The organism is Sphingomonas sp. MMS24-J13 (assembly GCF_044905095.1).
Lineage (GTDB): Bacteria > Pseudomonadota > Alphaproteobacteria > Sphingomonadales > Sphingomonadaceae > Sphingomonas_I.
This window is the reverse complement of record NZ_CP173258.1, coordinates 3829326-3855254: the sequence shown is the minus strand read 5'-3', so window position 1 is coordinate 3855254 and position 25929 is coordinate 3829326. Positions and strand designations below refer to the sequence as shown.

The window sequence follows — 25929 nt, the reverse complement described above, 5'->3', positions numbered from 1 at the left end:
GGTGGGAGGCGATTGACTCGGGTGGGGGGCTTCCTACGAGTTCCCGACGAACAGGCTGGGGGTGGTCGAAAAATATGCGGGCAATGGTGTGGCCGCCGGTGGCGGATGTCGATAGCGTTTCGGCGCATCGCGCTATGCACGGATGGTTTTTCGGGGGCATCTTTTCCGAAGTGATATTGCCGGTTCGTGCCCGGCCGAAATCGGCCAAGGCGCCGTCGAGGCCCGCCTGGAATCCCGATGCCCTGCTTTTCTCGCCGGCTGCAATGCAGCATTGGGACAGGGTCAAGGTCGTCGAATGCGGCGACAGCGCCGCCTTTCTCGCCAACGAGAAGGTCGATCTCTATCTCGTCACCGAACAGATGCTGGCGGACGGCGACAAGCTGGAAGCAGTGCCGTTGACCGGCACAGTCAAGGTCAAAGGCGCCGAAAAGGGTGCCGGGCATTATTACTTTGTCGGCGCGCCCGACGTGGACCGGCAGGACGCTTTCTATAAGACGAGCTTGCTGTTCTGGTTGACGGGGGGCGACACCAAGCCGCTCGTCGAAGCCTCGCGGCAACGGTACGTCGCGGCCAAGGCTAGGATCGGCAAAGGCAAGACCGTCAACATCTTCGGTACCGGACCGTCGCTCGCCGAGACGATCGGCAAGAGCTATGCCGGCGATTGCAACATCATCTGCAATTCGATCCTGAAATCGCGCGCCTTCATGAGCGAGAACCGGCCCGCCATCGTGATCGGATCGGATGCGCATTTCCACTTCAGCTGCACCAAATATGCATTCCGCTTCCTGTCCGATCTGCTGCAGTACATGGCCTACAATCCGGACGCGCTGTTCTTCACGTTCGACAAGTTCGCGGTCTTCCTGCTTCACAAATATCCGGAACTGACCGATCGCGTGCTCGCCATGCCCGCGGGACGGACCGAATTCGGCTTCGATTACGAGAAGGATTTCCGCTTTTTCCCCGGCGAGAGCGTGGTCAATAATTTCATGCTCCCATTGGCGTTCAGCTTGTCCGATCGGGTCCAGATGCATGGTTTCACCGGTCGCGGCCCGAAGGATAAGTCCTTCTGGGCGCATGCCGGCGAATTCCAATATACCGAAGAGATGGCATCAGTTTCCGGGATCCATCCAGCGTTCTTCGCGGACCGCGACTTCGTCGATTATAACGATACGGTCGATCGGCAAATCGGACTGCGGCTCGAGATAGCCAAGACGAAAGGCATCGCGGTGCGATCGGGCACCACGACATTTTACAAATCGCTCGCTTGACGCGGAAGTGACGCGAAAACCAGAGCTTTTGTTGACACCCAAGGGGGTTGGGTAATGAAAATATTAGTCGATGGTCGGACCTTCTCGCTGCAGCGCAAGGGCGGCGTTTCGAAGGTCTGGACCGAGCTCCTGCGGCAGTTCGACGCGATGGGCCATGACATCACGCTTGCGCTCTATCCCAACGGCGAGAGCAATGTTCACCTCTCCGCGGCGGTGAAGTCCTTCTCGCCACGTTTCTCGACGATCAGCCTCTCGGTGCCGCCATCGGACAGCTCCAATCATGCCGGAGAAGAGGCGGAGAAGCTGCGCGAGAAGGAGGTTCTCGCCGCGGGCAAATCCTACGATCTGCTGGTCAACACCTATTATGGCGAACCCTTGCTCAAGGATCTGCCCTATGCGGTGGTATTCCACGATTTCGCGCATGAGGATCTCGATCTGTTCCGCCTGCGCCCGACCACCGCGCATGTGCTTCACTTGAAGCGGCTGGCGGCGGCGCATGCCACCGGCCTGATCTTTATCACGCGCTATTCGCGCGAGCGTTATCATGAGCTTTACGGTCGGCCGGCGGCGGTCGATCGTGTAATCTACCACGGCAATGAGCCCGTGAAGGGGCCTTTGCCGAAGAAGAAGCGCCAGATGCTCCATGTCGGGTCGCGCGGGCTCTACAAGAATTTCCCGGTGCTCTACCCGTTGTTCAAGGACGCGATGAAGGCCGACTACAATGTCGTGATCGCAGGCGGCGAGGCGGCGGATGCCGAACTCAATGCCTTTCGCGACGAATATGCGGCCATGTTCCAGATCGTGCCGCAGCCGAGCGACGTGGAGATGCACAAGCTGATGCTCGAATTGGCCTATTTCGTCTCGGCCTCCAAATATGAGGGGTTCGGCCTGCCGCTGCTACAGGCGCTGGCGTCGGGCACGTGGCCGATCGTCAGCAAGATCGAACCATATGTGGAGATCGCCGGCACGAACGCGACCTATATGCGCAACGACGATCTTTCGGCGGCGCGGGTGGTGGTGAATTCCAAATATCCGCCGGTGGCGGTCCGCCGCGAGCGGTTGTGGGATCTCGTCGCTACCGAATATCTCGATTTTTTCAAATATATGCTGCGGGCAAACGTCTGAGCCGGCCAGGCGCCGATAAAGAAGGGGGCTTCCTTTGTTGAAACTTACCAGCGCCGGGTCGTCCAGGGCCACCGTGCGGCGGATGCCCGTGAGCGACGATGCGGGCCGCGATTTTTTCTCCTACGCCCGGCGCGAGCCGCTGACCGAATTCACTGCGGATTATGGCAGCACGCCTTATCCGTCGAGCAAGGGCGGCCGGCTCGTCTTCGTTTCGGCCAACCCCGATCTCCAATCGGCGATCGGCCATTATCGGTTGTACGAAGAGCGGATGCGGGTGACGGCCAATCGTGCCGGCTATCCCTACATCTCGCTCGCGAGCAAGAAATGGGCGGCGAGCGAGAATATCATCCCGGCTTTCTCGCAGCCCTCGGGTTTCTATGCGCTGGCGCAGCGCGCGGCGCGCGAACAGCCGGTCGAGGCGATAAAGCTGTTCCAGACCGAAGTGTCCGAGGCGCTGGCAAACTGGCAAGGACCGATCGAGGATCCGATCTTCGTGGTGTTCGTCTATTGCGGCAGCGCGCGACAGGCGGTCGAGCTGGCGCGGCAGCGCCCGATCGAAAACATCGTCTACGTCGTCAATGGCTTCTACAATTATCTCGATCCGCGGGTCGATGAGACGTTCGCCACGCTCGGCGCGATCAAGTTCGTGCCGCATGTCGAATATCTCGCCTGCTCGTTTGTCGAACAGACGATGATCGACAAGGGTGCCGGGCTGCATTTCGAAGCGATCCCGAATCCGTGGCCGCTGGCGGATGATTTCGTCTCCGCCGACCGGCTGGTCAGGAGCGCGTTCCTTCCCAAGGATGGCGGCGACCTCAAGGTACTGTTCCCGGCGCTCGGTTCGGATGGCAAGGGCGGCCAGGCGGTCGATCGTTTCATCGGCTGGCTGATCGGCGAAACGCTGCCCAACACCTCGTTCGTGTTCCGCGATTCCAACGGCGAGCTCAAGAAGAAGCACGGCAATCATTTCGGCAAGCGCAAGGATGCGACCTTCATCGAGGGTTTCATCGAGGACGAGCCGTGGCTCAAATATTTCGATGCCGCGCATGTCGCGGTGATCCCCTACGAAGCCGACATGTTCTCGTTCCGCACCAGCGGCGTGCTGGTCGATTGCCTGTTGTCGGGCGTGGTACCGATCGTGCGTCGCGGCACTTGGCTCGCCTCGGTCTGCGAAGCGCTCGATGTCGGCATCGTTACGAACAACATGTCGACTGCCGAGATTCAGCGCGCGATTCGCTTGTTCAACGCCGATCGCAAGCGGTATCGCAGCCGCCTGCCGGCGGCGGCAATGGCCTATCTCTCGCAGAATTCATGGAATCAGCTGATAAATTGCTGTACATCTCCGGTATTGGCATCGCTCCCAGAACAACCCATAACCGTGAAGATCAAGCCGAAGGATTCGGCCAAGCCGGGGCAGAAAGAAAAAGTGGAGACGGGAACGAAGACCGGCTCTGTGGTGGCCCAGCCGAAGTTTACGGTGCCGGTCCATCCGGAAAATACCACCTCGTGCGAGGTCAAGGAAACCGGCGGGACGATCATCGCGCGGGCGACCGGACCGGCGGACGGAGGCAATTTTTTCGGCTTCCGGCTGACCGACTTCGTCGGTTGCGCGGCCGGCCAGACGCTCAGGCTGCAGATCGATCTCACCGTTACCGATCCGAAGGCATTGAAAAACGTCTATCTATGCCTGCGTGAATGGGTGCCGGACGGCCCGTTCAGCTTCCAAACGGTGGCGCTGCTCCAGACCAGCGACAAGCCGCAACAGGTTTCAGTCTACCTGACCGCGCGCAATACCGGGATGGTCTACGAAGGGAGCTTGCTGGCGGAGGCGAAGGGGCAGGACGCCGCGATCGGCCTCAAGATCAAGGCTGTGAGCCTCGTTCTGCTATGATAGGCTGCGGTTGCCGCGGGCATCCTCCCGCGGCACCGTCGATCGGAACAGACGATGTCGCTCACCGAACTGGTGATGATCGATCCCGATGCGATCGATCATTTCGGTCATTATCTTGCCTATGATTCGCGACTGGCCCTCGCCGCGACCCGGCAGGGATTGAGTTTTTCGGTGCTGGGCCACGCGGCGTGCGACCCGTTCGATCTCGATCTGTCTTTCCGCCTCCAGCCGGCGCTTTCACGCCATTCGTGGGCGATCGGCAAATGCCCGATGGGCGCGGCGGTCGCCGATCTGACCGGATTCGAAGCCGAGCTCAGCGAACAATTGCGCCGCAGGGACGCTGTCGACGGACGCGAGTTTCGCTGGTTTCTCTATGTCGGCAGCCTCGAACACGCCCAATGCATATCGAACGTCCTCGACGGTTTCGATCGGCACCGCTTTTTGGTCAATCTGTTCTACACGCCCTTCTTCGATTTCACTTCGGACGATTATTACGCCGGCTGGCGAGGCTTCGTCGCCAATCACCATCCGCACCTCAGGATGTCGGCCCCCAGCGAGCAATTCGCTGCCCGATTTGCGGCCCGTTTCGGGGTGCAATTGCCGGTCACGCCGCATCCCAGCACCACGTTCGGCGATCAGGAATTGCCGCCGCCGGTGCCTGTCGGAACCCCGACGCATGCCCCCTTGCGGATATTGTTTCCCGGCGGGATGCGTGAGGAGAAAGGGTTTGCGCTTACGGCCGATGTCGCGATCCGTCTCCAGACCGGGACGTCGCAATCTTATGCCTGCGCCGTGCGCGCGCTCGCCCGCCCCAGTACGCCGCCTGGCTTGCTCGGATCGATTGCGGACTTGCAGCGCGCGGGGGTCGAGGTGGTGGGCGGCATGCTTGATGACGCGGCATTTCGCGCGCTGCTCGCCGACGCCGATCTGATCGTGCTTCCCTATGGCGGTGAGTTCAGGGAGCGCACCTCAGGCCTGCTGATCGATGCGCTTCTGCTCTCGACCCCAGTGGTCGTGATTGCCGGAACCTGGCTAGCCGATCTGGTCACCCGGCATGGCGTCGGCAGGGTGGCCGAGGAAAGCGTCGAGGGAATCATTGCCGCAATCCATGCTGCAGCCGCCGATCATGCGGCGCTGCGCGCCAATATCGGCGCTTTCCGCGAAGGCTATCTTGCCGGCAACAGCTGGGCTGACCTGGTCCGATTCATCACCGATTAGGCGCGCTTCGCGCGCTTCCCGCTCCGTTTCGCTGGCTCGGGTGTCGGCAGCCGTTCCGAGACATACCAATCATCCCAGCGCGTCATCCCGGGGAAGCGGCGGCGAAAGCCCTTGCGCACCAGCAAAGCCTCAATGTCGCCCCGGCGTTTCGTATAATTATGCTCGACCGTGATCAGCCGGACATCGAACGCGTCGAAATCGAACGTCTCGAGAATCTCATATTCGGATCCCTCGGTGTCCAGCGAGAGATAGTCGATCCTTTTGGGCAGTTTTGCCTCGACGAGGAGGTCGACGAGCGAGACCGTCTCGACCTCGACCAGCTCGAAGCGATCACGCCGACCCGCTCGCTCATGATGATCGTCGGGATCGACATCGGCCATCGCCGAATATTCGGGTTCCTTGACCGCACGGAACTTCGCGGTCGCGCCCGATCGCGACCAGACGCAGCGCGTGTCCACCACGCAATGGCGGTTCGCCGCGAGCGCCTCGTGATAGACCGGATTGGGCTCAGCCACGACGCCTCGCCAAGCGAAGGCGCGTTCGAGCAACAGGCTGTTGCTCAGGAATACGCCGTCGCAGGCGCCGAACTCGACGAAGCAGCCGCCTTCCAGATGTCCTGTCTCCCAGATCACCCATAGATCCTGGAATAGCTGCGCGTGCGATCGACGTGCCTGTGGAAGCGCGAACGCCATGAAACGAAGCCAGTCGGGATCGAGCGGCTCGCCCGTGCGCGACATGCCGAGTGCGTGCCAGATGGCCAGCACATCCTCGCGCTCGGGCGGCGGTCCGCCGCCACCCTTTGGTTTGCGCTTTTCCTCCTTGTCCTTCGCCATTGGGGCTTTACCTCTCGGCCACGAGCATCGCCTCGGCGCTATCGGAGAAGAGAGGCGCAACGAAGCGGTCGAGATCGGCGATGGCGGAGCGAGCCATTGCACGCGTTTCGCCATCGTCGAGAACGTCGACCGATTGTTCGAGTTGGTGGGTCAAGGTCGCGACGACCGCTTCGAAACCGCACGAACCGGCCGGCACGCGCAGTTCGACGCCGTCGTCGGCAGCCGAAACGCTTTCGATGCGAAGCTGAACGGTGTGAGCCTCACGGACCAGCACGAGCGCGCCACGACGCCGCTGTCCGGAGCGCCAGGCATAGCTATGACCGGCCTCGCCGCGCACCAGATCCAGCCATTGGCTTAGCGCGTGGAACGCCCGATCGGGCGCTGTGGTAGCGGTGGGCGGCTCTATCGCAGGTGCGGGCGCTTGTTCGGTTGGCGCCGGTTCGGCCGGAGCCTCGGTCGCATCATATCCGATCGCGATCATATGCAGCCCGATCCCTCGCGCAGGGTCGCCCTCATAAGCGAGCGCGCCATCGCGCAGCAGTGCGATGGCCAGGAAGCGAGGCTGGGCGGCGGCGGCGAAGGCGACGTCGATCTCGACACCGCCTTCGGTCGATCGGCATTCGGCGTCGCAATCCGCCGCGCTCATGGTTTCGATCCGCCCGAGGTCGAACCGCGCGCTCGCCAGCACCGCGCCGCTCAGCGACAATGCGAGGATCGCGATCCGATCGCTGCCGATGCTGCCGAGTTGCGCGCGGAGTTGGAGAGGCGCGCGGCCAGCGGGCATGACCGCCAGCAGGTGATTGCCGCGTTCGGCCGTCTCACGCAGTTCGCCCGGAAGATCGCCGTCGAGGCCCGATCGGACGATATGGAAGGCCTGTGCCCCGGCGTCGGGCCATTCGAGGAGAGGCTGGTAGCGCATCGCCATCAATCCTGCGCAGCGGCGCTGGTACGGGCGAACTCGCTCACGACGCGGATGATCCCGGCCTCGCTTTCCGGGTCCGGGTTTTCGATCACGGCCATCCGTCCCCCCAGCGCGACGATCAGGTTGCCCTCGCCATAGCGCGCGGAGCAGCGCGCGGTTTCGCCATAGCCGATCGAAAGGGCAATCTCATGGCGGAAGCTCGATTCGCCATTGGCGAGGAAGGCGCGGCTCTGGCCGAAATGCTCGATGATCGCAGCGGCGTCGAGATTGTCGAAGTCCGATTTCTCGCGCAGCCGTTCCAGCCGTGCCCGTCCGATCTGCATGTCCCCGCGAAGAAGCGAGACCGCGATCCGATCGAGCCGCACGATCGGATCGAAGCCGTCGGGCAGCGCGGGTTCGGCTAGTGCGACGCGGATACGGAGCGCCTGCGACAGCGATGGTAACGCGATCCGGAATGAATGATGACCGACACCCTGCGCTTCGAACGGCTCGGATTTGCCCAGCGTGGAGCTGGTATCCGCAGCCTGGACCTCGATCGCCAGCCATCCGCCGACGGCGGCGTAGTGCACCTCGACATCGATCTCGTCGCCCGGTCGGAACGCGCCCCCCATTGGGGCAAGCCCGATCGCGACCCGAGCAAACAGGCCGGCACCGAGAAACCAGGGATCGGCCGCTGTTGGCCCCGCCGGCGGCTCGACGATGTTCAGCCGGTCGCAGTCACGATGCCACGTGTCGGCTTCGATCTCCGGCTCCTCCGCCCGGATCCAGAGGGCGTTCAAGGCCAGCACGGCGGCCGGAAAGTCGGCGCGGACGTCGTCCAGGGTTTCGGCGGTATGGCGTCCGATGTCGACGATCGCCGCCGTATCGATCGCCTCGCCATCCGGCATCCTGAGGTTGACGAGCGTGGCTGAACCGATCGCACCCGCTCCGCCGTGGGTCCGGCACAGCTCGGTCAGCACCTCAAGCCAGCCGAAACGGAGCGGCAATGCCCGTGCGTCAAGCGTCAGGCCGAAGCCTGCCCGATCGGCGGCGTAACGTTCCAAGATCTCATCTCGCGGCAGATCTGGATCGCATCGGACGATACGCAGGCCATCGAACAGGTACGGTAGATGGAAGTGGCCGGAAAAATAGCGATCGAGCGTCGCGATCTCCCCGGCCTCGGCTTCGTCCGGCACCAGCATGAGCAGGCCCGGGGCGTCATGGTCTTGCGGCGTCGCGGTGGGCAGCAGATCCGGATTGCCCATGGCCGCCAATTGCGCGCGCGCCCGATCCAAGGTCCATCGCGCCCGATGATCGAGCGTGACCAGCCCGATCCCGCTGGCGCCGAGGAAGGCGTCGAGCCTCTGGTAAGGCAACGCTCCCTGGCGCGACAACTCCGACCCCTCGCTCAGGTTGGTCAGTGTGACGGGCATGTGCTGAATGCGGAAATCGTCGCGCACCGTCGCAATCGCGGCGAGATGAAGATTGCTGCCATGCTCGCCCGGCTGCGGCACGTTGAACAGATCGCCCTCGCGCTGATAGTCCGCGAAGAAGTAGTTGGGATTGTCTTCCGGCGTTTCGGCCATGCGCAACGACAGGTCCGTATCGCTTTCGGTCTGCCATGCCGGCAGCGCGACATAGCGGCAGTCGATCCCGATCAGCCCGATCCGTGCATAACCCAGCGACGCCCCCCAGCGGATGCTGACCGCGCCGGTCGTGACAAGCGACGGCCGGGTCGATTCGAAGAAAGGGCTTTGGCGCCGCGCGAGCCCCGCGGGCGCACCCAGTTGTTCGTACCAGTAGGGCAGATATTGATCTATGAACTCGACGTCCGGATCGTGCGCCAGTTCCGGGGCGTCATGCAGCACCGTGGCGGGAAGCAGCATCCGCCGGAAGCGCCGGCTCGCCGCGGCATCGCGGAAGAAATCGATATGGGACAGCGCCAGGCGATGATCGGCGCAGGCATAATAAGTCGGCCACCAGTCGTGCCGCTCCCATGCGCGATACGCGGCATTCATGCCGATCGTATCGATCCCGGCAAAGCGCTCGGGATCCACGTCGCGCAGCGACGGCCCGTTGCCGACGACGATCAGCGACGGACCGCGATTCACGCGCAAGGCGCTGCGATTGTCAGCCAAGGCTGATCTGATATTGCGGGCGTGGCCCGTGCACCCGCACGCAGCGGGCATGGATAAGGTGTCGATTGGTCGATCATCGCAAGCTCATGTCATTTAGCCAGCCGCTCGCCGGGTTTGGCCGTGTCGTCGCGACAGCGCAAGTGACCGGGGAGGAGTATCTCGCCCTCGCCAGCGATCAGGGCGATCGCGTCATGGTCGCGCTCCGCACCGATCCCGGCCAGTTGATCCTGAATTACCAGGTGGGTGAGGACTGGCATGAGGAATATACGCATGTGTCGGTCGAGCTCGAACAGGGGCAGGTCGTTGCGATTGCGATCGATATCGGCCCCGAGGCATGGAGCTTCGAACTGGTCGGGCAGGAACGGTTTGTTTACCATTCGCCGGTAGCCGGTTCACGGATGAGCTATGCCGAGGGGGGGGCAATTGGCGACGGATCGACGTCCACTATGGCACGATTGGGTAGCAGGCTGCCCTTCTGTCCCCGTCGCGTGCTATGCTGCAGCGCAGCGCAGCCTTCTTTTCGCTGTGAATGCTACCCGATTCGCGTTTTTTCTGTCGGGCCGGCCGCTTTGTTCGCGTGTCTCGTTTGACCGTTCTTTACCCATTTGGGTGAATCCATTATATCCATGCTGCACCCGCGAAGCGTGAGCGGGCGTGTTCTGTGGGGGGCATAACGTGAGCACAGCAGTCGACGCGACTATCGTCATTCGAACCTTGAACGAAGCGGAGTGGTTGCCGCGGGTGTTCGAGGAATTGAAGCGCCAGGCTGGCCGTTTCTCGCATGAGGTCGTCCTGGTGGACTCGGGCTCGACCGATGGTACGGTCGAAATCGCGCGCCGCCACGGGGCACGGATCGTCTTTATCAAGAAGGAGGATTTTTCCTTCGGGCGTTCGCTCAACGTCGGCTGCGAGGCCGCCGGGGGCAAGGTGCTGGTGTTCGTCAGCGGCCATTGCATTCCGGTCGGCGAGCAATGGCTCGACAATCTGATCGCACCGGTGATGGAGGGGGCCTGCGCTTACTCCTACGGCCGCCAGATCGGGCACGATCTCACGAAGTTTTCCGAACAGCAGTTGTTCGAGAAGTTCTTCCCGGCGACCAGCAACGTCCCGAACCGCAATATCTTCTGCAACAATGCCAATTCGGCGCTGGCGCGCGATGTTTGGGCGAAGCATCGCTTCGACGAGATGCTCACGGGGCTCGAGGATATGGAACTGGCCAAGCGCCTCGTCCATGCCGGGCATGCGATGGGCTATGTCGCCGAAGCACCGGTGATCCACATCCATGATGAAACCTGGCGCCGGGTGCGTATCCGCTACGAGCGCGAGGCGATCGCGCTCCAGCACATCATGCCCGAGGTACAGGTGTCGTTGTTCGACACGGCGCGCTGGTTCGTCAGCGGCGTGATCCACGACCTGGGTGTCGCGATTCGCGAGAATCGCCTGCTCAAGACGTGGCGCGAAATCGTGATGTTCCGCGCGATGCAATATTGGGGCACCTACCAGGGCAACGCGCTTCATCGGAAAATCTCGAAGGCGCGGCGCGAGGAATATTTCTACCCGGCCCCACGCGGGGCGCAGGCGGCGTCCGCGCCGGCCGAAATTTTGCCGCATGGTCCGTCTGGACGCGCGGCCCCGGCGCAGCTTAAAGCCGCCGCGTGAGCAACGAACCTCGGCGCACCGTCGCCCTCTTTCCGATGAAGGCGCATAGCGCCCGCGTGACCTCCAAGAATTTCCGGGAGCTGGCCGGCAAAAAGGCGCTCTTCTGGTGGATGCTGGACGAACTGGTTGCGCTCCCCGAAATTGATCTGATCGTAATCAATACTGACGCGAGAGAGATCCTGGCCGAGAACGGCCTGGTCGACGGCCATGCCGGCAAGGTATTGGTGCGCGATCGCAAGCCGGAAATTTGTGGCGATTTCGTCAGCATGAATCTGGTGCTGGCGGACGATATCGCGAACGTACCGGCTGACCGCTACCTGATGACGCACACGACCAACCCATTGCTGCGCGGTGATACGGTCAAGCGCGCGCTGGCGGCCTATGACGACGCGATCGCAACCGGCGAGCATGACTCGCTGTTCGCGGTCAACCGCATTCAGACACGCTTTTACCGTCAGGATGCCTCGGCGGTGAACCACGATCCCGATAATCTGATCCGCACGCAGGATCTGGAGCCGTGGTTCGAGGAGAATTCGAACTTCTACATCTTCAGCGCCGAAAGCTTCGCGAGCACCAACGCCCGCATCGGCAAGAAGCCGGTCTTGTTCGAAACGCCGAAGCTCGAATCGATCGACATCGACGGTCCCGAAGAATGGGCGCTGGCCGAGGCGGTCGCCCTCTATCGTGATCGGAACGCCTGAGTATGCGAGTTCTCGTTACCTGCCCCCCGATGCTGGTCCTGATCGATCAGTTTCGCAGTCGTTTCGAGGATGCGGGCATCGAATTGGTCGCGCCCAAGGTTGTCCAGGTTCTGAGCGAGGACGAACTGATCGAGCTCCTGCCCGCCTGTGACGGCTGGATCGCGGGCGACGACCCTGCGAGCGCCCGGGTGCTCGCCGCTGGCGTCGCCGGCAAGCTGCGCGGCCTGATCAAATGGGGCGTCGGTACCGACGCGGTCGATTTCGAAGCGGCCAAGCAGCTCGGCCTGCCGGTCGCGCACACGCCGCAGGTATTCGGGCGCGAAGTCGCCGACGTCGCGATGTGCTACGTCATCGGCCTCGCCCGGCAGACCTTCCTGATCGATCGTGAGATCCGGGTGAACCACGCGTGGCCGAAGCCATCGGGCATCTCGCTTGCGGGCAAGACGGTCGCGTTGGTCGGCGCGGGGGACATCGGCAAGAATGTCGGCCGCCGGCTGGCCGCGTCGGACATGAACATCATCGCTTATGATCCGATGTTCACCCCGAGCGACGAGCATCCTTACGAGACGGCGAACTGGCCTGAGCGGCTGGGCGAGGCCGATTTCATGGTCTTCACCTGCCCGCTCAATGCCAGCACCCGCAAGATGCTGAACCGCGAGACGCTGGCGCTGGCCAAGCCCGGCGTGCGTATCGTCAATGTCGCGCGCGGGCCCGTGTTCGACGAGCAGGCGCTGATCGAGGGCCTGCAATCGGGTCACGTTCACAGTGCCGCTCTCGACGTGTTCGAGATCGAGCCGATGCCCGAGGATTCGCCGCTGCGCGCCTTCGATCGCTGCATCTTCGGATCGCATAATGGTTCGAACACGAGCGATGCGGTGGTGCGGGTAACGCATCTGGCGATCGACAAATTGTTTGCGATGCTGGGTGTCGGGGAACCAGTCGCTGCCTAGCCTACGCCGGCAACGTTTACGGGCTTTTTGAGCCCCGCAAGCATGATACGGTCCGCACATCGCTGTACCGAACGCTGCGCGGCGACGTCTTGTTGGCAGGACCATGGCATTCGAACAGATCCTTTCCGGTAAAGACGACGATATCCTCCGCGCGAGCGAGCACGCCTATGAAACGGGCGATCTCGAATTTGCCGAACGGGGCTATCAGGAGCTTTTCCGGCGCGGTGCCTATGAAGGCTGGGCCGCCTTCGCATTGGGGCGGATCGCGCGTGACCGGCGCGACGGCGCGGCGGCAATGGCCTATTTCCGCACCGCCATGGCCGAAGAGCCGGATCTGATCTGGCCACGCTACGAGCTGATCCTGTTGCTGCTGGAACAGCATGCCCCGGTCGAAATGCTGGGCAATGTGGTGACGCCGATCCTGCGCGCGGGCCTCCAGCAACTCTCGCAACAGCATGTCGGCATGCTCGAACAGGTTGCGCACCGGCTGTGGGACTGGGATGATCCCGAACTGGGCGCGCGCCTGCTCCAGCATCTTTGGTCGACCGGCTGGGTGCAGCCGCTCGGGCTGTGCCGGCTGGTCGAGCGCGGCACCGATCCGGCAATCCGCCAGGCGGCACTCGATCAGTTGCTGTCATCCAGCCTCGTGCCCCCGGTCATCGCGCGTGTCGTCGGCAAACATCTGCTCGAGCAGGGCCAGGTCGAGCAGGCGCTTCCCTATCTGGACCAGCATTGGCGTACGCACCGCGACGATTTCGAAACCTATCTGCTGCTCGCACGCCATTATGCCGGATCGGGCCAGCCGGCGCTGCTGCAGAGCCTGCTCGCCTGGCGCGACGAATTCGATATCCAACACCAGTCGTTGCTCGATCTCTATGTCGCGGTCGAAAGCGAAGATGCGGTCGGCGCGCGTCGCCTGTTGGCGAGCCATCGCGATACGTTCGGCGACGTGCCCGAGGAGATCGGCGTCCGCCTGGCCTATATGATGGGCGCGCGCGACGATCTTGCCGATCGCGATGCCATCATCGAGATTCTGCGCGAGCAGGATGCCGATAGCGTCGAGCTTGCGCTGGTCGAACTGAACACCGCGCTCGCCGAACATCGCTGGCACGACGCGCTTTCGATCTACCAGGCACGCTTGTCCGAAGTGCCCGATCCGCGCGACAATGTCCGCCTCGCGCGGATCGACGCGATGGCGTTCAACGGCATGCATGCCGAGGCCGCCGATCTGGTCGCGCTCGAAGTGGTCGATGGCCATTATCCGCCGCTGTTCCGGCGCGCGGCGATGCGCATCCTGGCCGAGCTTGGGCGATGGGGTGACGTGTTCGCCGCGGGGCTCGACGGACTGGCGGAGGAGGATTCGTTCGACGAATTCCATGCTCTCGTCGTGCGTGCGGCGCGCGCGTTGGACCGCGAGACTCTGCTGCTGAATGCTCTGCTAGCGTTGCCGCGGCCGCTGGCACCGGCCCCGTTGCGTGCGTTGTTGGCATTAGCGGAGGACCTTGCCGCTGCGGGCGACACCGGAGTCATAGGACGGCTGGGTGATGTGCCGCTCGCCTCCGAACGTCTCGATCGGATCGCGATCAAGCGGGCTCCGGCAACCGGTCCTGCAGCGCACGGCGGACCGACGATCTTCTATTGCGCTGACGAGGATTACCTACTGCCCGCGCTCGTCTCGCTGACCTCACTCTGCGTCAACAACCCGCGCGTGGCGCAACGCGCGCGTTTCGCATTGGTGCTTGAGGGGAGCGCGATCAACGGCGCCCGGCCCAAGGTGGCGCGGCTCGCGCGTCGGCTCGGTATCGCGGTCGAATTGGTCGACGCCGCTTCGGTAGTGCCGTCGCAGCAGGATCTGCGTACCAGCTACGGCCTGTTCACCGGCGGGCGCTCGCTCGCCTCGTCGGCCTATTACCGCATCTTCTTCGCGCGTTTTCTGGCTGCGCGGCATACCGAGGGCGAAGCACTCTATATCGATGCCGATACGCTCGTCCGGTCCGGACTCGATGCCTTGTTCGATCTGCCGATGCCGCAGCCGCTTATGGCCTGCGCCAATTCGGATCGGGCGGAGGTCCGCTACGCGTCGGCACTGCATGGCTTGCAAAGCCCCTATTTCAACAGCGGGGTATTAAGGCTGAACCTTGCCGATCCGGGGCTACTGACTCTGCTCGACGCGGCGATCGACCACGCTCAGGATCCCGCGATCGAGCTCGTCTATCACGATCAATGCGCCCTCAACCGCGCCTTCAACCGCCGCACCTGCGTCCTGCCCGATGCTTTCAACTATATGCTGTCGACCGACCGCAGCGGCGATGACGTGCCGCCCGGCGAAGCGGTGATCCTTCATTTTCTTGATCGGCCTAAGCCGTGGGACAGCATGTATGGTGCCACGGCGCGGGAATGGTTTTCCAATTACCGGATCGTGCTTGGCCTGACGGCGGAATGATTCAATATCCTGCGGTATTAACGATGCTGCGGATCGGAAAGCGCTCGCGCCGCTCCATCTAGGGTTTTCCATTTAATCTTGGCGTGAACGACCTTGGCCGGGTTGCCCGCGATCAAGGCTCCACCGGGATAGTCGCCGTCCAGGACGGACGCCGCCTTTACCGCGCTGCCGCTTCCAATGATGCAGCCTTTCGAGACTTGCACATATTCACCGATCCACACGTCGTCTTCGATATGGATTGGGCGAGGGGCGTTGATCCGCTGTCCGGTTTCAGCATCGAAGACTTGGTAGGCATCGGCAAGCTGGATTCGGACGTCGCGCGAGAAGCGGCACCGCGCGCCGATAGTGCAGCGCGATCCCTCATCGGCGTGGATATGCACGCCATTCATTTCGGTCTGCTCGCCAATCTCGATATGGGCGCCGCCGCAGGCGACCAGCATCGCTTCAAGCGCGCAATCGCGCCGAACGATCACGGTATTGCCCGTGCCGCGCACCTCGATCGCCAGCGCGACATGCCGATCCGATGGTTCGATGATGATCGTGTTGCCGGACACGTCGCCGCTGACGAACACGTTGGCCGGCAAAGTAGGGGCGGCAGCAGTCTCGTTCTGTTTCTCCGCTATTTCGCTGGGACTCGCTTTCACGAACGCGGTTTCGTCCCACCACCAATCGTCCGAGAAGATTTCGCGAAAACGGCCTTCGACGATGAAGGCCTGGGCCACCCAGGCGCGCGTGAAAAGCAGTTCGAATTGATTGCCGGTGTTCGGCAGCGTCATTGCCGTCTCGTCGCGCCAGCGCTGCTGCAACCGTACATAGCCGCCCTGTACCTTGAGCAGATAGAATGCCAGATTCTCCGGCGATCGCGACAGATGGAAATCGGGATAGGCCAGCCGGACCTTGGCGTCCTCCTGTCGCGGATAAGGGAAGGTCTGGATCAGCGCGAGGCGGGCGAGATAGTCCGCGAAATTGTTCTGAAGATGCCAGAACAGAACGGGCTTGCCGCCGAAGTCGTCGTCCGAGGTGTAAGTCGTCGGCCGGCCGAGCACCTGCGGCCCCCAGAGCGGGTTGTTGAGGATGGCCCAGTTTCCGATGCCGCGCAGCGTTTGCGGCAATATGCCTTTGCGCCGTTCGAGCGCCTGCGTGAGATCCTGATCGCTGGCGATGTTGCGGCGATGCGTCGTGCCCCCGAAATCGAGTTCGGCTTCCAGCGCCGGTCGATCCGAAATCAGCCGATCTACCATCACGCGATATACGCGAAGCCATTCGGGGGTGGCAATGGTGATGCACGGGCTGCCGAGCGTACCTTCACACTCGGCCAGGATCCGGCTCACCTCGTTCAGATCCGGGCGAAAAAACAGGTCCAGATCGATGTGGATCAACCGTTCGCCCGGGCACATGCGTTCGATCACGAACCAGCGCAGGAAGCATTTGACGTTATAAGGGTTGGCGAATTCGTTGAGCGCCAGATATTCCTCCGTCACGTCGGCCATGACGGTCGTCGCGTCGTACAGGTGAATATGGGCCGCGCGCAGATGCGCCAGATACGGCTCTTCGAGCTTGTCGTAGCCCGCAAGGACGTAGATGTGCAGCGGCTGTTCGGGCGTGGCGCGGCGTGCGGTGGCGTGAACCCGCAAGGCGGCGCCGGCCTCGAACTCGGCCGATCCGCGCTCCACCCACGCGGTCGAAACAAATCGCGTCATGATCTCTCCTGTGAGGTCCATGGTCGATAATATCCGCGGATCACCGCCGCGGACACCCGCGATCGGCCGGGATGTCAGGCCAAAACGAGATCGACCATCGCCTTGGCGTCGATCGCCTGCCGCAGCGGCGCGATCTTCTCGCGGCCGGCGCGTTCGTACATGGTGATCGACCGTTGCACGAAAACGTCGCGTGAAATCACTTCGCCGCCGCTACCCTCGGGAAGAATGAAGTGGCGGCTAACCGGGAAGTTCGGATTCAGCATTTCCTTCAGTTCCGGATAGACCGGCCAGACGCCGTAAGAGCCCAAATTCTCGGTCGACAGCATCGCGTTCATGGGCAGGTCGGACGAGCGCGCCTGGCCGCGCGCGGTCAGCAGGTTGCGGACATGGCCGACAAAATAGGCGAACACGTTGGGCGTCGGGTGATTGAAGGTGTAAAAACTGAAACCGGTCTTCGCGACCTGGATCAACTGGTCGGTGAAATTGGTGTCGCACACCGTTTCGCGGTGGCGCAGCTCGCGCTCGCTCTCCTCGAACATCCTGAAGAAGCCGAACCTCTCCATATTCTCGGGCGTGAACAGCGTCACGATTTCGGCAGGGGCAGCCCCGCCATCCACCCGCCCAGAGCGACCTTGCTGTGCGGGCCGCCCATCGGGCTCATCGTTCGGGTACCCAACTCGCCGAGGCCGGTCTGATCCGGATGCGTGCCGCTGAAATAGAGATTGAGAAGAAAGAAGAGCCGATCGGCGCCGAACCGCGCGATCAGGGCATCGCGCCCGATCGCATGCCATTCCGGCCCGAGCGGAATGGTGAGGATCAGCCGGTATATGTGCCGATGCTCGTCGAGATAGGCTTCGATCGCCGCGCGCTGGTGGTCGGTCGTGATTTCGTGGCAGGCAATATAATCGCAGGCGCAATCGGCCAAGGCGATCTCGAACAGGCTTGCGAGATACCGCGACTGACAATTGCCGATGACGAGCGTCCTGAACGGTCGCTGGCTTCGCGATCGGAAGAGAGCGCTTGTAAAGAGTTCGACGTGACGAGACATGCGGGTCGGCTCCGATCAGGCAGGCAGGCGTTCGGCGGGCTGCGCCGCAAACGCGGCGGCGGGCCGATGCCCGTGCGCGACTATGCCCCCCTTGATGGGGGGTATCCATGCGCGGCTGGCGGACGTGATCGGGGCCCAGCCGCATTCGCGGCGCGTCGTCGCGTGCAGCATCATTTCGCCAAGGCTCCGGCTACCAATGTGTGGCATTCCTGGGCTTGGCGGAAGCCGGCGACCTTTTCGCGCCCGGCTTCCTCATAAACCGCGATCGAGTGCCGCACGTAGGTTTCCCGTGAGATCAGGTCCGATCCCAGATGCGTATCGGGTAGAAGAAAGAGCGTGCTGACCGGGAAATTGCCGGCCAGGACGCTCTTGAGTTCGGGATAGACCGGCCAGATGCCATATTTGGCCAGCGTCTCTGTGGCCAGCATCGCATTCATCGGCAAATCGCTCGATCGCGCCTGCCGTCGTACGACCAGATGATAGCGGATGTGGTTGACGTAACTTGCCAGCACGTTCGGCGTGGGATGGTTGTTCGTGTAAAAACTGAAAGCGACTTTAGCGAGATGGACCAGTTCGTCGGTATATTTGGTATCGCAATCCTGCTCGCGCGTGCGCAGTTCTACGGTCGCCTGCTCGATCTGCGATAGGAAGCCCAGCTTTTCGACCATGGCCGGATTGAACAGGCCGAGAATTTCGTCCTCACCCAGCCCCGCCATCCATCCGCCGAGCGCGATGCGGCTATGCGGATCGCCCATTGGGGTCCGCAATCGCGAGCGAATATCGCCGACCATGGTGAGGTCGGGATGCGTCCCCGAAAAATAGACGTTCATGATGAAGAAAAGACGATCGCGCCCGAAGCGGCTGATCAGCGCATCCTTCGACATCGAGCGCCATACCGACCCCAGCGGGATCGCGATGATCAACTGATAGCTTTCCTTCGATTCCTCGAGATGGCGTTCGATTCCCGCATGTTGTTCTGCAGTGCTCACTTCGTGGCACGGCAGATAATCACATGCGCAGTCCGCCAGCGCGAGTTCGATAAACGGCGCCAGATATTCGGACTGACAATTGCTGATGACGAGCACACGAAACGGAGCCGATTTCCGCGAACGGAAAAGCGTTTTCGGCAACTCGACATATCTGGGCACCGGCGCTCCTCGATCAGGCGGCTACGGCTTCGACGCGGTTTTCCAGGAACCAGGCATAAGCCCGCGCGATGCCCTCGCGAAGATTGACCTGCGGCTGCCAGCCGAGCTCACGGAGGCGATCTCCGCTCATCAGCTTGCGCGGTGTGCCGTCGGGCTTAGAAAGATCGCGCACGATCTCGCCCTCGAAGCCCACGACGTCCTTCACGATTTCGGCCAGTTCGTAGATCGTGACGTCGGTACCCGAGCCGACATTGACGTGCTCGTCGCCCGAATAATTCTTGGCGAGGTGGACGATCGCGTCGGCGCAATCGTCGGCATAGAGGAATTCGCGGCGCGGGGTGCCGGTGCCCCAGATCACCAATTCCTTGTCGCCGCGCAGTTTCGCCTCATGGGCCTTGCGGATCAGCGCCGGCAGCACGTGGCTGCTGGTCAGGTCGAAATTATCGAACAGCCCATACAGATTGGTTGGCATGCCCGATATGAAGTCGCGGCCGTGCTGGCGGCGATAGGCCTGGCACAATTTGATGCCGGCGATCTTGGCGATCGCATACCATTCGTTGGTGGGCTCGAGCGGTCCGGTAAGGAGCGCATCCTCCTGGATCGGCTGCGGCGCGAACTTGGGGTAGATGCAGCTCGAACCGAGGAAGATCAGCTTCTCGGTGTCGATACGATGCGCACCCTCGATGATGTTCGCCTCGATCATCAGGTTTTCGTAGAGGAAGTCGGCCGGCAGCGTATCGTTGGCGACGATCCCCCCTACCTTCGCCGCGGCCAGGAAGATCACCTCCGGCCGCGTCTCTTCCAACCATGACCGGGTCGCGGCCTGATCGCGCAAATCCGCGCGATCGCGGCCGACCGTCAGGATCTCGCAATCTTCTGAAGCCAGACGGCGCACGATTGCGGAGCCGACCATGCCGCGGTGCCCCGCGACCCAGACGCGCTTGCCCTTCAGGCTGAACGGGACCTCAAAAGCCATCGCCGCGCTTCTCCTTGGCGACCGCGATCAGATCCTCGCGGACCATTTCGCCGCACAATTCCTGCCAGGTGATCTTGGGAACCCAGCCGAGCTTTTCCTTTGCCTTGGTAGCGTCGCCGATCAGCAGATCGACCTCGGTGAGGCGGTAATAGCGCGGATCGACCTCGACCAGGATCTTGCCAGTATCCTTGTCGCGGCCCTTCTCGTCGGCGCCTTCGCCCTCCCATTCGAGATCGTAGCCGACCTCGCCGAACGCCTTGGTCACGAAATCGCGGATGCGCGTGGTGACGCCGGTCGCCAGCACATAATCGTCGGCGGTGTCCTGCTGCAGCATGCGCCACATGCCCTCGACATACTCACGCGCATGGCCCCAGTCGCGCTGTGAATTGAGGTTGCCGAGATAGAGCTTGTCCTGGAAGCCGAGCCGGATCGCGGCGGCGGCGCGCGTCACCTTGCGGGTCAGGAAGGTCTCGCCGCGGCGTGGGCTCTCATGGTTGAAAAGGATGCCGTTCGAGGCATGCATGCCATAGGCTTCGCGGTAATTTACCACGATCCAATAGGCATACATTTTTGCGACCGCGTAGGGGCTGCGCGGATAGAACGGCGTCCGCTCGGTCTGCGGCACTTCCTGCACGAGGCCGTACAGTTCGGAGGTCGATGCCTGGTAGAAGCGGGTGCTTTTCTCCATGCCGAGGATGCGGATCGCTTCAAGCAGGCGCAGCGTGCCGACTGCGTCGGCGTTGGCGGTATATTCCGCCGTCTCGAAGCTCACCTGTACGTGCGATTGCGCGGCGAGGTTGTAGATTTCGTCCGGTTTGGTTTCCTGCATGATGCGGATCAGGTTGGTGCTGTCCGTCATGTCGCCGAAATGGAGGATATACTTCGGATCGCTCTCGTGCGGATCCTGGTAGAGATGCTCGACGCGGCCGGTGTTGAACGACGAAGAACGCCGCTTCACGCCATGGACCGTGTACCCCTTCGACAGAAGCAACTCACACAGATAGGCGCCATCCTGACCGGTGGCACCCGTGACAAGCGCTGTCTTACCCATTTCGATTCTACCCCCCGTTCGCGGCTGATGAGCGGGCTCTTGCAAATCAGCCTTAATGGATTGTGAAGACGCTCGACCAATCTGGCTTCACACAGAATTCCCCCATCGCGCGCGCCGGTTCAGCCGGCAAAGGGGCTGTTCCCATCACCATTCCACCCCCGGATCGCAGATAGATTCCGCATCTGCGAACACGGGTCTAAGGGAAGCGCGCTCGGAACGCTAGACGGTCGATGAACGATCTCGGTGCAAAGCGAGCCCTGAAAAGTGCGGCGCGGCTTTCGGCGGCAGACCTAAACGCTACTGCATTGTGGACGATCGCCTGCGCAGCCGCGGCCCAGTCGGACGGTGTCCGGCAGAGAAACACGGTGCCGTCGTCACGATATTCCTCCACCACCGTGGCCGCGGAGCCTACGACGATGCGGCCACATGACAGGGCTTCGGTAAGGATGCCGGATCCCCGGGCGCGGTAATAATCGGTATGATAGGGCAGCAGTACCGCGTCCGATTCCAGCAGCGCTTGCAGATAGGCATGGTCGCTAAGCATGCCCTCACGCAGGACGATTCCGCTGCGGCTCGACAATTCGGTGCGGGCCAACTTCATTTCGGCGCTGAAGCCGCCAAATGGCTCGGAATGAAGCACGCGGATCTCGATTTCACCCGCCGCACAGGCACCGAGCATCGCTTCGGCGATCGCCGGCAGTGCGAGAAACCCTTTGTCGACACGCGCCTCGCCGATGAAGGTGCAGATGATCGGACCGTCGGCTTTGGCGGCGGATGTCTCCTGGGGCAGGGCTGCGGCGGGCAGAGGCAGCGAGCGGATGTCGCCCGACAGGCGCGCCCGATAGAGCGAGGCCAGCGCCTCGGTTTCCGTCCATAGAAACAGGCGTGATCCGAACGCCGCCATCTGCGTCATCTCGCGCAGGTACCAATCGACCTCGCGTCCGGCGTTGCGCGCGGGCATATGGCGCGTCTCATAGGGCGTGCACAGATGGATCACACCCGGGAGTCCCAGATCCTCGCGCATCAGCCGATGCGCTGCGCGTACGAAATGGCCGTCGAGCGTCGGGACGATGAAATGCGTGGTCGGTTCGGAATGCGATTCGACCAGCTGACGCCAGCCCGTGAGGATTTCCCCGCTGAAATCGGTCAATTCATGGTTTTCCAGCGCCACGTCGAAGATTGAGCGCGGAAAGACCGGTTCGACCTTCACGTCCTCCGGCGCGGCGGCGGGATCGAAGCGGGTATGCGTCGCCCAGACCATATCAACCCCGGCGTCACGCGCGCCAGCGGCAATTCGCGTTGCGACCGAAAGGTAATGGCCGCGATCGCCCGTCAGGTTGTTATCGAGCAGGATAAGCTTGCGCAGCTGGCCCCGGGCGCGGCCGCTATAATCCGGTGCCGGCTCGCGCGGGATCGTGGCGCGGCCAAGCAGGGTGCCGGGATGGGGCGCAACCGCGAGCGCGTGACGAAAGCCGTGCGCCTCAAGCGCGACACGGCTGCTCGCGATATCCTGCGCCAGCCCCATTTCGAGCCAGACTGCCTGGCAGCGTTCGATCAAAGCGGGACACTCGCTTTCGACCATGGCGAGCGCGGCAGGGTCGACGACCCGCAAGATCACACTCTCGCCCAGTTCGTTACCGAGAACCGCAAGCGGCAAAGGCCCGGCAATTGCGCCGGACGCGGCCGAGTGCAGGATAGCACTGCGATCGACGGCTACCAAAAGATTGAACGCCCGGGCGGCGCCGAAGACGTGGGCGAACAACTCTTCGACCGGGTTTCGGCTGACGGTGACGATGACCGGATGATCGCGCCAAGCCGCGCTGAGCCGGGTGAGTGCAGCAACGAGGGGCGAACTCATGCGTCAGCCCGAACGATTGTCTCCCCACATCCCGGCGTCACGGTCATCCCTCATATCCGAACATCCGCATATATTCACCAAGGAGGTTGTTCATCCTGGAAACCGTACCCTTTTCGAGGTGCTTCAGGTAGTTGCCGGGCGTTACCTGGCGCACATGATCGTCGGGTCGCTCGTCATCTGGACGGATATCGAAGCGTTCGACCACGGATTTCCGCAGTTCGCGGGGAATCTGCCAGCCATACCATTCGCACAGATCCTCGATCCACGCTTCTTTGTCGAAGATGACATCTTCGTACCGGTAGATCGCGACGTTCGGCCGCCACAGAAAGCCCTGCGCGATATAACCCTCGAACATGCGGGTATATTGGATGATGGCACCGTGGACCGCGAACTCGTCGATCGTCTGTGAATTGAGAAAACGACGGGCGCCGAGAAATTCGCCGCGTGCGCCTTCGTCCTTTTCCCCGTCGGGGATGACATGGCTGCGCGTCATCGAAAAATAGAGCGAAACCGCCATGTCGCGCGGATCACGCACCAGGAACGCCGCCTTGCTAGAGCCCAGGATCGGGATTGGATAAGCCGGATATTGCCTGAAGCCTCCGAAACAGTAGCCGGTCGGCGCGAACGGCGTGCCGACCGTACCAGGGCGCCGATTTGGGCTCACATTGTCGGCAAATAGCGAGTCCTCGACCGAATAATAGGTCAGGCCGACATAAGGCGTTAGCGCCTGAAGGATATCATACAGCAGGGTACTTCCGGCTTTCGCGAGCGAAAATGCAAACACGCTCGGATCGTCCGAGGTAGCCGGTGGCGGCGTTAGCGTGTGACTGGGAATGATCGGGCGGAAACGCATCAAGGTCCTCAAAAGCTAACGCGACAGAGTAGATCGGGCGCCATTCCTACCAGAAAAAATCATGAAGGCTATTTGATGCACCGTGCCCGTCCGACAGCGTCACCACCAAGTCTCGTACCTTAACGTAGCCGGGTGCCGGGGCAGTATTGGGAATGGATATGGTCAACGTCAGGAAACCATGACGATCGGTCAAGTCCATTTCAAGTCTGGGATCGATCCAACTATCGGCCGGCGCAAGCCAAGCATGGACCAGTGACCGCCCGCTCGCATCGTGAATTTCGAGGAGCGCCGAATGCTCAGGGCCCGCATCTATCGCCGCATGCACCGATATTCTTTCACCAGGCCTGAAACCGTCAACCGGAACCCAGATCGATCTTTTGTATCGCCGCTCCGCGGCATCGTTCAGAAATTGTAACCAATTCGGGCCATGTTCGGCAATTCCGTCGCTCTCGGCTTTGCCAACGGCCAGCCTACCGCGCACATGGCGGATGGATTCGGTGACGGGACCGTGCACCACGGTCGCTCCTGTGAAACGGCGGAGCAGGTCTTCGCGCGTCCACGCATACCAGCCCGATTGTTCGGCATGGCCGCCGATATTGACGATCGTGTCGGTCAGTTTGAAGCGATGGAGGATGTCGCGCGAGACGATCCAATCATAGTGGCCGCCGTACGCCATCTCGTCGCGATTGAGGAACATCTCCCACGCACAATCGTAAGCGAGATCGGGGTCGTAGGTGGCGATATAATCGTGCATCCACGGCCACAACGTATCGTTGATGAAAGCCCAGAAGGAATCGCTCCCGACCTGGTAGAGTGCATTCCCGTTGATGTGGCGCGCCACATGCCAAGGAAGCGGCGAGGCGCCGCTATAATGTGCACCTATCACCCAAGCGTCGGGATTGCGCTGGCAGGTCTGCGCGAGCGGGCGAAGCCAGCCGGGGTGCAGCGGCTGGCAATCGACCTCCATCAACAGCACGAATTGCGCTTTGTCGCGCATCATGCGCATCGATTCGTAGAATTGCCAGTTGGGGCCGGACTTGTTGCCGAACTTGGGCGCCCGTCCCTTCGGCTTGCGGATATAGAGATCCTTTTCCGGCGGCAGATCGCAGAAATGGACGATCAGATCCGAAAAGGCAGCCTGCACGTTGCGGCAGCGCCGGAATGTGTCGGTCAACTGGGCGCGGATGTCGGCATCCTCGCCGCAATTGAACGAAAAAACGAGGAGTGGCCGCGGCAGATCAGGGTGCCCGGGGAAGGCCTCGCCGGGCGGCAGCTTGTGCTCCCACAATTCCATATTGGCGAGCGCCGCCTTGAGCTCGGGGCGGATCAGCGGGCAGACGACCGCCCCGAAAAGACCGTCCTGGTCGATATGGTCATCGGACGATGCGACAGGAGATGCGCGATGGGGTTCCGGCCCTGCGGACCGATCACCCTCTATCGTCATCGCTACGTCGGGTCTCCAATCGGACGGGCTCCCGTCGTTCATCGCCTCTTCTCGACCAAGTCTCTCCCCCGTCGCTGGCCTGTGCTTCTTGGCCGTTTCATCTATGCTCGGCCGCAATCAGCCGGTCAGCCAATCCGGATGTTGGTATAAGCTGCCGAAGATCAACTTGCGAATCGTAATAGTGCCCTCGGCGGCAGTGCCCTGCGGACGCCGAAGCGCCAGTGCGGGTTGCACGACATGGCCGGTGGATCGGCCGGCACGCACCACCAAAGTGGGCGTGGCTTCGGGCGTAAGTTCGACCAGGCGCGTCGCCTGCCCGACATATTCGCCGCCACTCACCCATTCGCGAATGAGGAGATAGACCTGGCTGATGCCGACGGCGTCGCGCAGTTCGATCTGGGTCGACAGCGCGAATGGCTCATCCTGCTCGATCGACGCATAATCGCCGAGTGCCAATCCGGCAAACTCACCCGGCAGCGCAGGATCGATCTTGAAGCTGCAGCTCACGCCCAGCATCTGCGGACGAAGATCGATGTCTGTTATTTCGAGATCGGTTAGATTCTCGGGGCCCCATCCCGCCGGAAGCTGCCCATTTTCGTCGATTCGTCCAAGCTTCGCATAACGAAGCGAGGCGTATTTCGGTCTTGCCGAACCCACCACTAGTCTGCCCCCAATCGTGAGCCGGTGGACATCACTCCGGCTCAATCCCCGAGTCGCAATATAT

The 25929-nt window shown here is 62.1% G+C and carries 22 protein-coding genes; 9 read left to right on the top strand and 13 right to left on the bottom strand.

Annotation, left to right across the window (positions count from 1 at the left end):
* The first annotated feature begins 83 nt into the window (after positions 1-83).
* From AB4Z44_RS17585 to AB4Z44_RS17570, 4 genes are all read left to right on the top strand, one after another.
* Entirely contained in the window at positions 84-1268 is a 1185-nt protein-coding gene (locus AB4Z44_RS17585; RefSeq protein ID WP_404710974.1) for a hypothetical protein, read from the top strand.
* A gap of 54 nt (positions 1269-1322) precedes the next feature.
* Entirely contained in the window at positions 1323-2393 is a 1071-nt protein-coding gene (locus AB4Z44_RS17580) for a glycosyltransferase (RefSeq protein ID WP_404710973.1), read from the top strand.
* A gap of 88 nt (positions 2394-2481) precedes the next feature.
* Positions 2482-4284, top strand: a complete 1803-nt coding sequence (locus AB4Z44_RS17575; protein WP_404710972.1) for a glycosyltransferase — start codon at positions 2482-2484, stop codon at positions 4282-4284.
* 54 nt (positions 4285-4338) lie between these two features.
* Positions 4339-5502, top strand: coding sequence for a glycosyltransferase (locus AB4Z44_RS17570; RefSeq protein WP_404710971.1), 1164 nt, complete (start codon positions 4339-4341; stop codon positions 5500-5502).
* Here the strand turns inward: AB4Z44_RS17570 and AB4Z44_RS17565 are convergent.
* From AB4Z44_RS17565 to AB4Z44_RS17555, 3 genes are read right to left on the bottom strand one after another with little or no spacing between them, the layout of a single operon-like run.
* The gene (locus AB4Z44_RS17565) at positions 5499-6335 is read right to left on the bottom strand and encodes an FkbM family methyltransferase (protein WP_404710970.1); all 837 of its coding nucleotides are present in this window, start codon (positions 6333-6335) and stop codon (positions 5499-5501) included. The two genes, AB4Z44_RS17570 and AB4Z44_RS17565, sit on opposite strands and share 4 nt — an antisense overlap.
* A 7-nt stretch (positions 6336-6342) precedes the next feature.
* Entirely contained in the window at positions 6343-7254 is a 912-nt protein-coding gene (locus AB4Z44_RS17560; RefSeq protein WP_404710969.1) for a hypothetical protein, read from the bottom strand.
* Between the two features lie 5 nt (positions 7255-7259).
* Positions 7260-9374: a hypothetical protein gene (locus AB4Z44_RS17555; protein ID WP_404710968.1), complete on the bottom strand. Its 2115-nt coding sequence runs from the start codon at positions 9372-9374 to the stop codon at positions 7260-7262.
* Between the two features lie 65 nt (positions 9375-9439).
* Here AB4Z44_RS17555 and AB4Z44_RS17550 point away from each other — a divergent pair, with 65 nt between their 5' ends.
* The 5 genes from AB4Z44_RS17550 (at position 9440) to AB4Z44_RS17530 (ending at position 15127) form a co-directional block, all read left to right on the top strand.
* Positions 9440-9964 carry a hypothetical protein gene (locus AB4Z44_RS17550; RefSeq protein WP_404710967.1) on the top strand — a complete coding sequence of 175 codons (525 nt, stop codon included), beginning with the start codon at positions 9440-9442 and terminating at the stop codon, positions 9962-9964.
* A gap of 85 nt (positions 9965-10049) precedes the next feature.
* The gene (locus AB4Z44_RS17545; RefSeq protein WP_404710966.1) at positions 10050-11033 is read left to right on the top strand and encodes a glycosyltransferase family 2 protein; all 984 of its coding nucleotides are present in this window, start codon (positions 10050-10052) and stop codon (positions 11031-11033) included.
* Complete coding sequence (locus tag AB4Z44_RS17540; RefSeq protein WP_404710965.1) at positions 11030-11734, top strand: acylneuraminate cytidylyltransferase family protein; 705 nt, start codon at positions 11030-11032, stop codon at positions 11732-11734. Before AB4Z44_RS17545 ends, AB4Z44_RS17540 begins: the two co-directional genes overlap by 4 nt.
* A 2-nt stretch (positions 11735-11736) precedes the next feature.
* Positions 11737-12684: a phosphoglycerate dehydrogenase gene (locus AB4Z44_RS17535; protein ID WP_404710964.1), complete on the top strand. Its 948-nt coding sequence runs from the start codon at positions 11737-11739 to the stop codon at positions 12682-12684.
* 103 nt (positions 12685-12787) lie between these two features.
* Complete coding sequence (locus AB4Z44_RS17530; protein ID WP_404710963.1) at positions 12788-15127, top strand: glycosyltransferase; 2340 nt, start codon at positions 12788-12790, stop codon at positions 15125-15127.
* 17 nt (positions 15128-15144) lie between these two features.
* Here the strand turns inward: AB4Z44_RS17530 and AB4Z44_RS17525 are convergent, their stop codons facing one another.
* From AB4Z44_RS17525 to AB4Z44_RS17480, 10 genes are all read right to left on the bottom strand, one after another.
* Positions 15145-16827, bottom strand: a complete 1683-nt coding sequence (locus tag AB4Z44_RS17525) for an acyltransferase (RefSeq protein WP_404710962.1) — start codon at positions 16825-16827, stop codon at positions 15145-15147.
* A gap of 74 nt (positions 16828-16901) precedes the next feature.
* On the bottom strand, positions 16902-17414 hold the full coding sequence (locus AB4Z44_RS17520; protein WP_404710961.1) for a hypothetical protein: 513 nt from the start codon (positions 17412-17414) through the stop codon (positions 16902-16904).
* A complete protein-coding gene (locus AB4Z44_RS17515; protein WP_404710960.1) occupies positions 17411-17875 on the bottom strand; it encodes a WcbI family polysaccharide biosynthesis putative acetyltransferase in 465 nt (154 codons plus the stop codon). Before AB4Z44_RS17515 ends, AB4Z44_RS17520 begins: the two co-directional genes overlap by 4 nt.
* Before the next feature lie 170 nt (positions 17876-18045).
* The gene (locus AB4Z44_RS17510; protein ID WP_404710959.1) at positions 18046-18960 is read right to left on the bottom strand and encodes a WcbI family polysaccharide biosynthesis putative acetyltransferase; all 915 of its coding nucleotides are present in this window, start codon (positions 18958-18960) and stop codon (positions 18046-18048) included.
* A 76-nt stretch (positions 18961-19036) separates the two neighbouring features.
* Positions 19037-19999, bottom strand: a complete 963-nt coding sequence (locus AB4Z44_RS17505) for a GDP-L-fucose synthase family protein (RefSeq protein WP_404710958.1) — start codon at positions 19997-19999, stop codon at positions 19037-19039.
* The gene (gene gmd / locus AB4Z44_RS17500; protein ID WP_404710957.1) at positions 19989-21050 is read right to left on the bottom strand and encodes a GDP-mannose 4,6-dehydratase; all 1062 of its coding nucleotides are present in this window, start codon (positions 21048-21050) and stop codon (positions 19989-19991) included. Before gmd ends, AB4Z44_RS17505 begins: the two co-directional genes overlap by 11 nt.
* Positions 21051-21246: 196 nt before the next feature.
* Positions 21247-22908: a hypothetical protein gene (locus AB4Z44_RS17495; protein WP_404710956.1), complete on the bottom strand. Its 1662-nt coding sequence runs from the start codon at positions 22906-22908 to the stop codon at positions 21247-21249.
* A gap of 43 nt (positions 22909-22951) precedes the next feature.
* Entirely contained in the window at positions 22952-23692 is a 741-nt protein-coding gene (locus tag AB4Z44_RS17490; RefSeq protein WP_404710955.1) for a sulfotransferase domain-containing protein, read from the bottom strand.
* A 115-nt stretch (positions 23693-23807) separates the two neighbouring features.
* On the bottom strand, positions 23808-25205 hold the full coding sequence (locus AB4Z44_RS17485) for a hypothetical protein (protein ID WP_404710954.1): 1398 nt from the start codon (positions 25203-25205) through the stop codon (positions 23808-23810).
* Between the two features lie 117 nt (positions 25206-25322).
* Positions 25323-25712, bottom strand: a complete 390-nt coding sequence (locus AB4Z44_RS17480) for a hypothetical protein (protein ID WP_404710953.1) — start codon at positions 25710-25712, stop codon at positions 25323-25325.
* Positions 25713-25929: the final 217 nt, after the last annotated feature.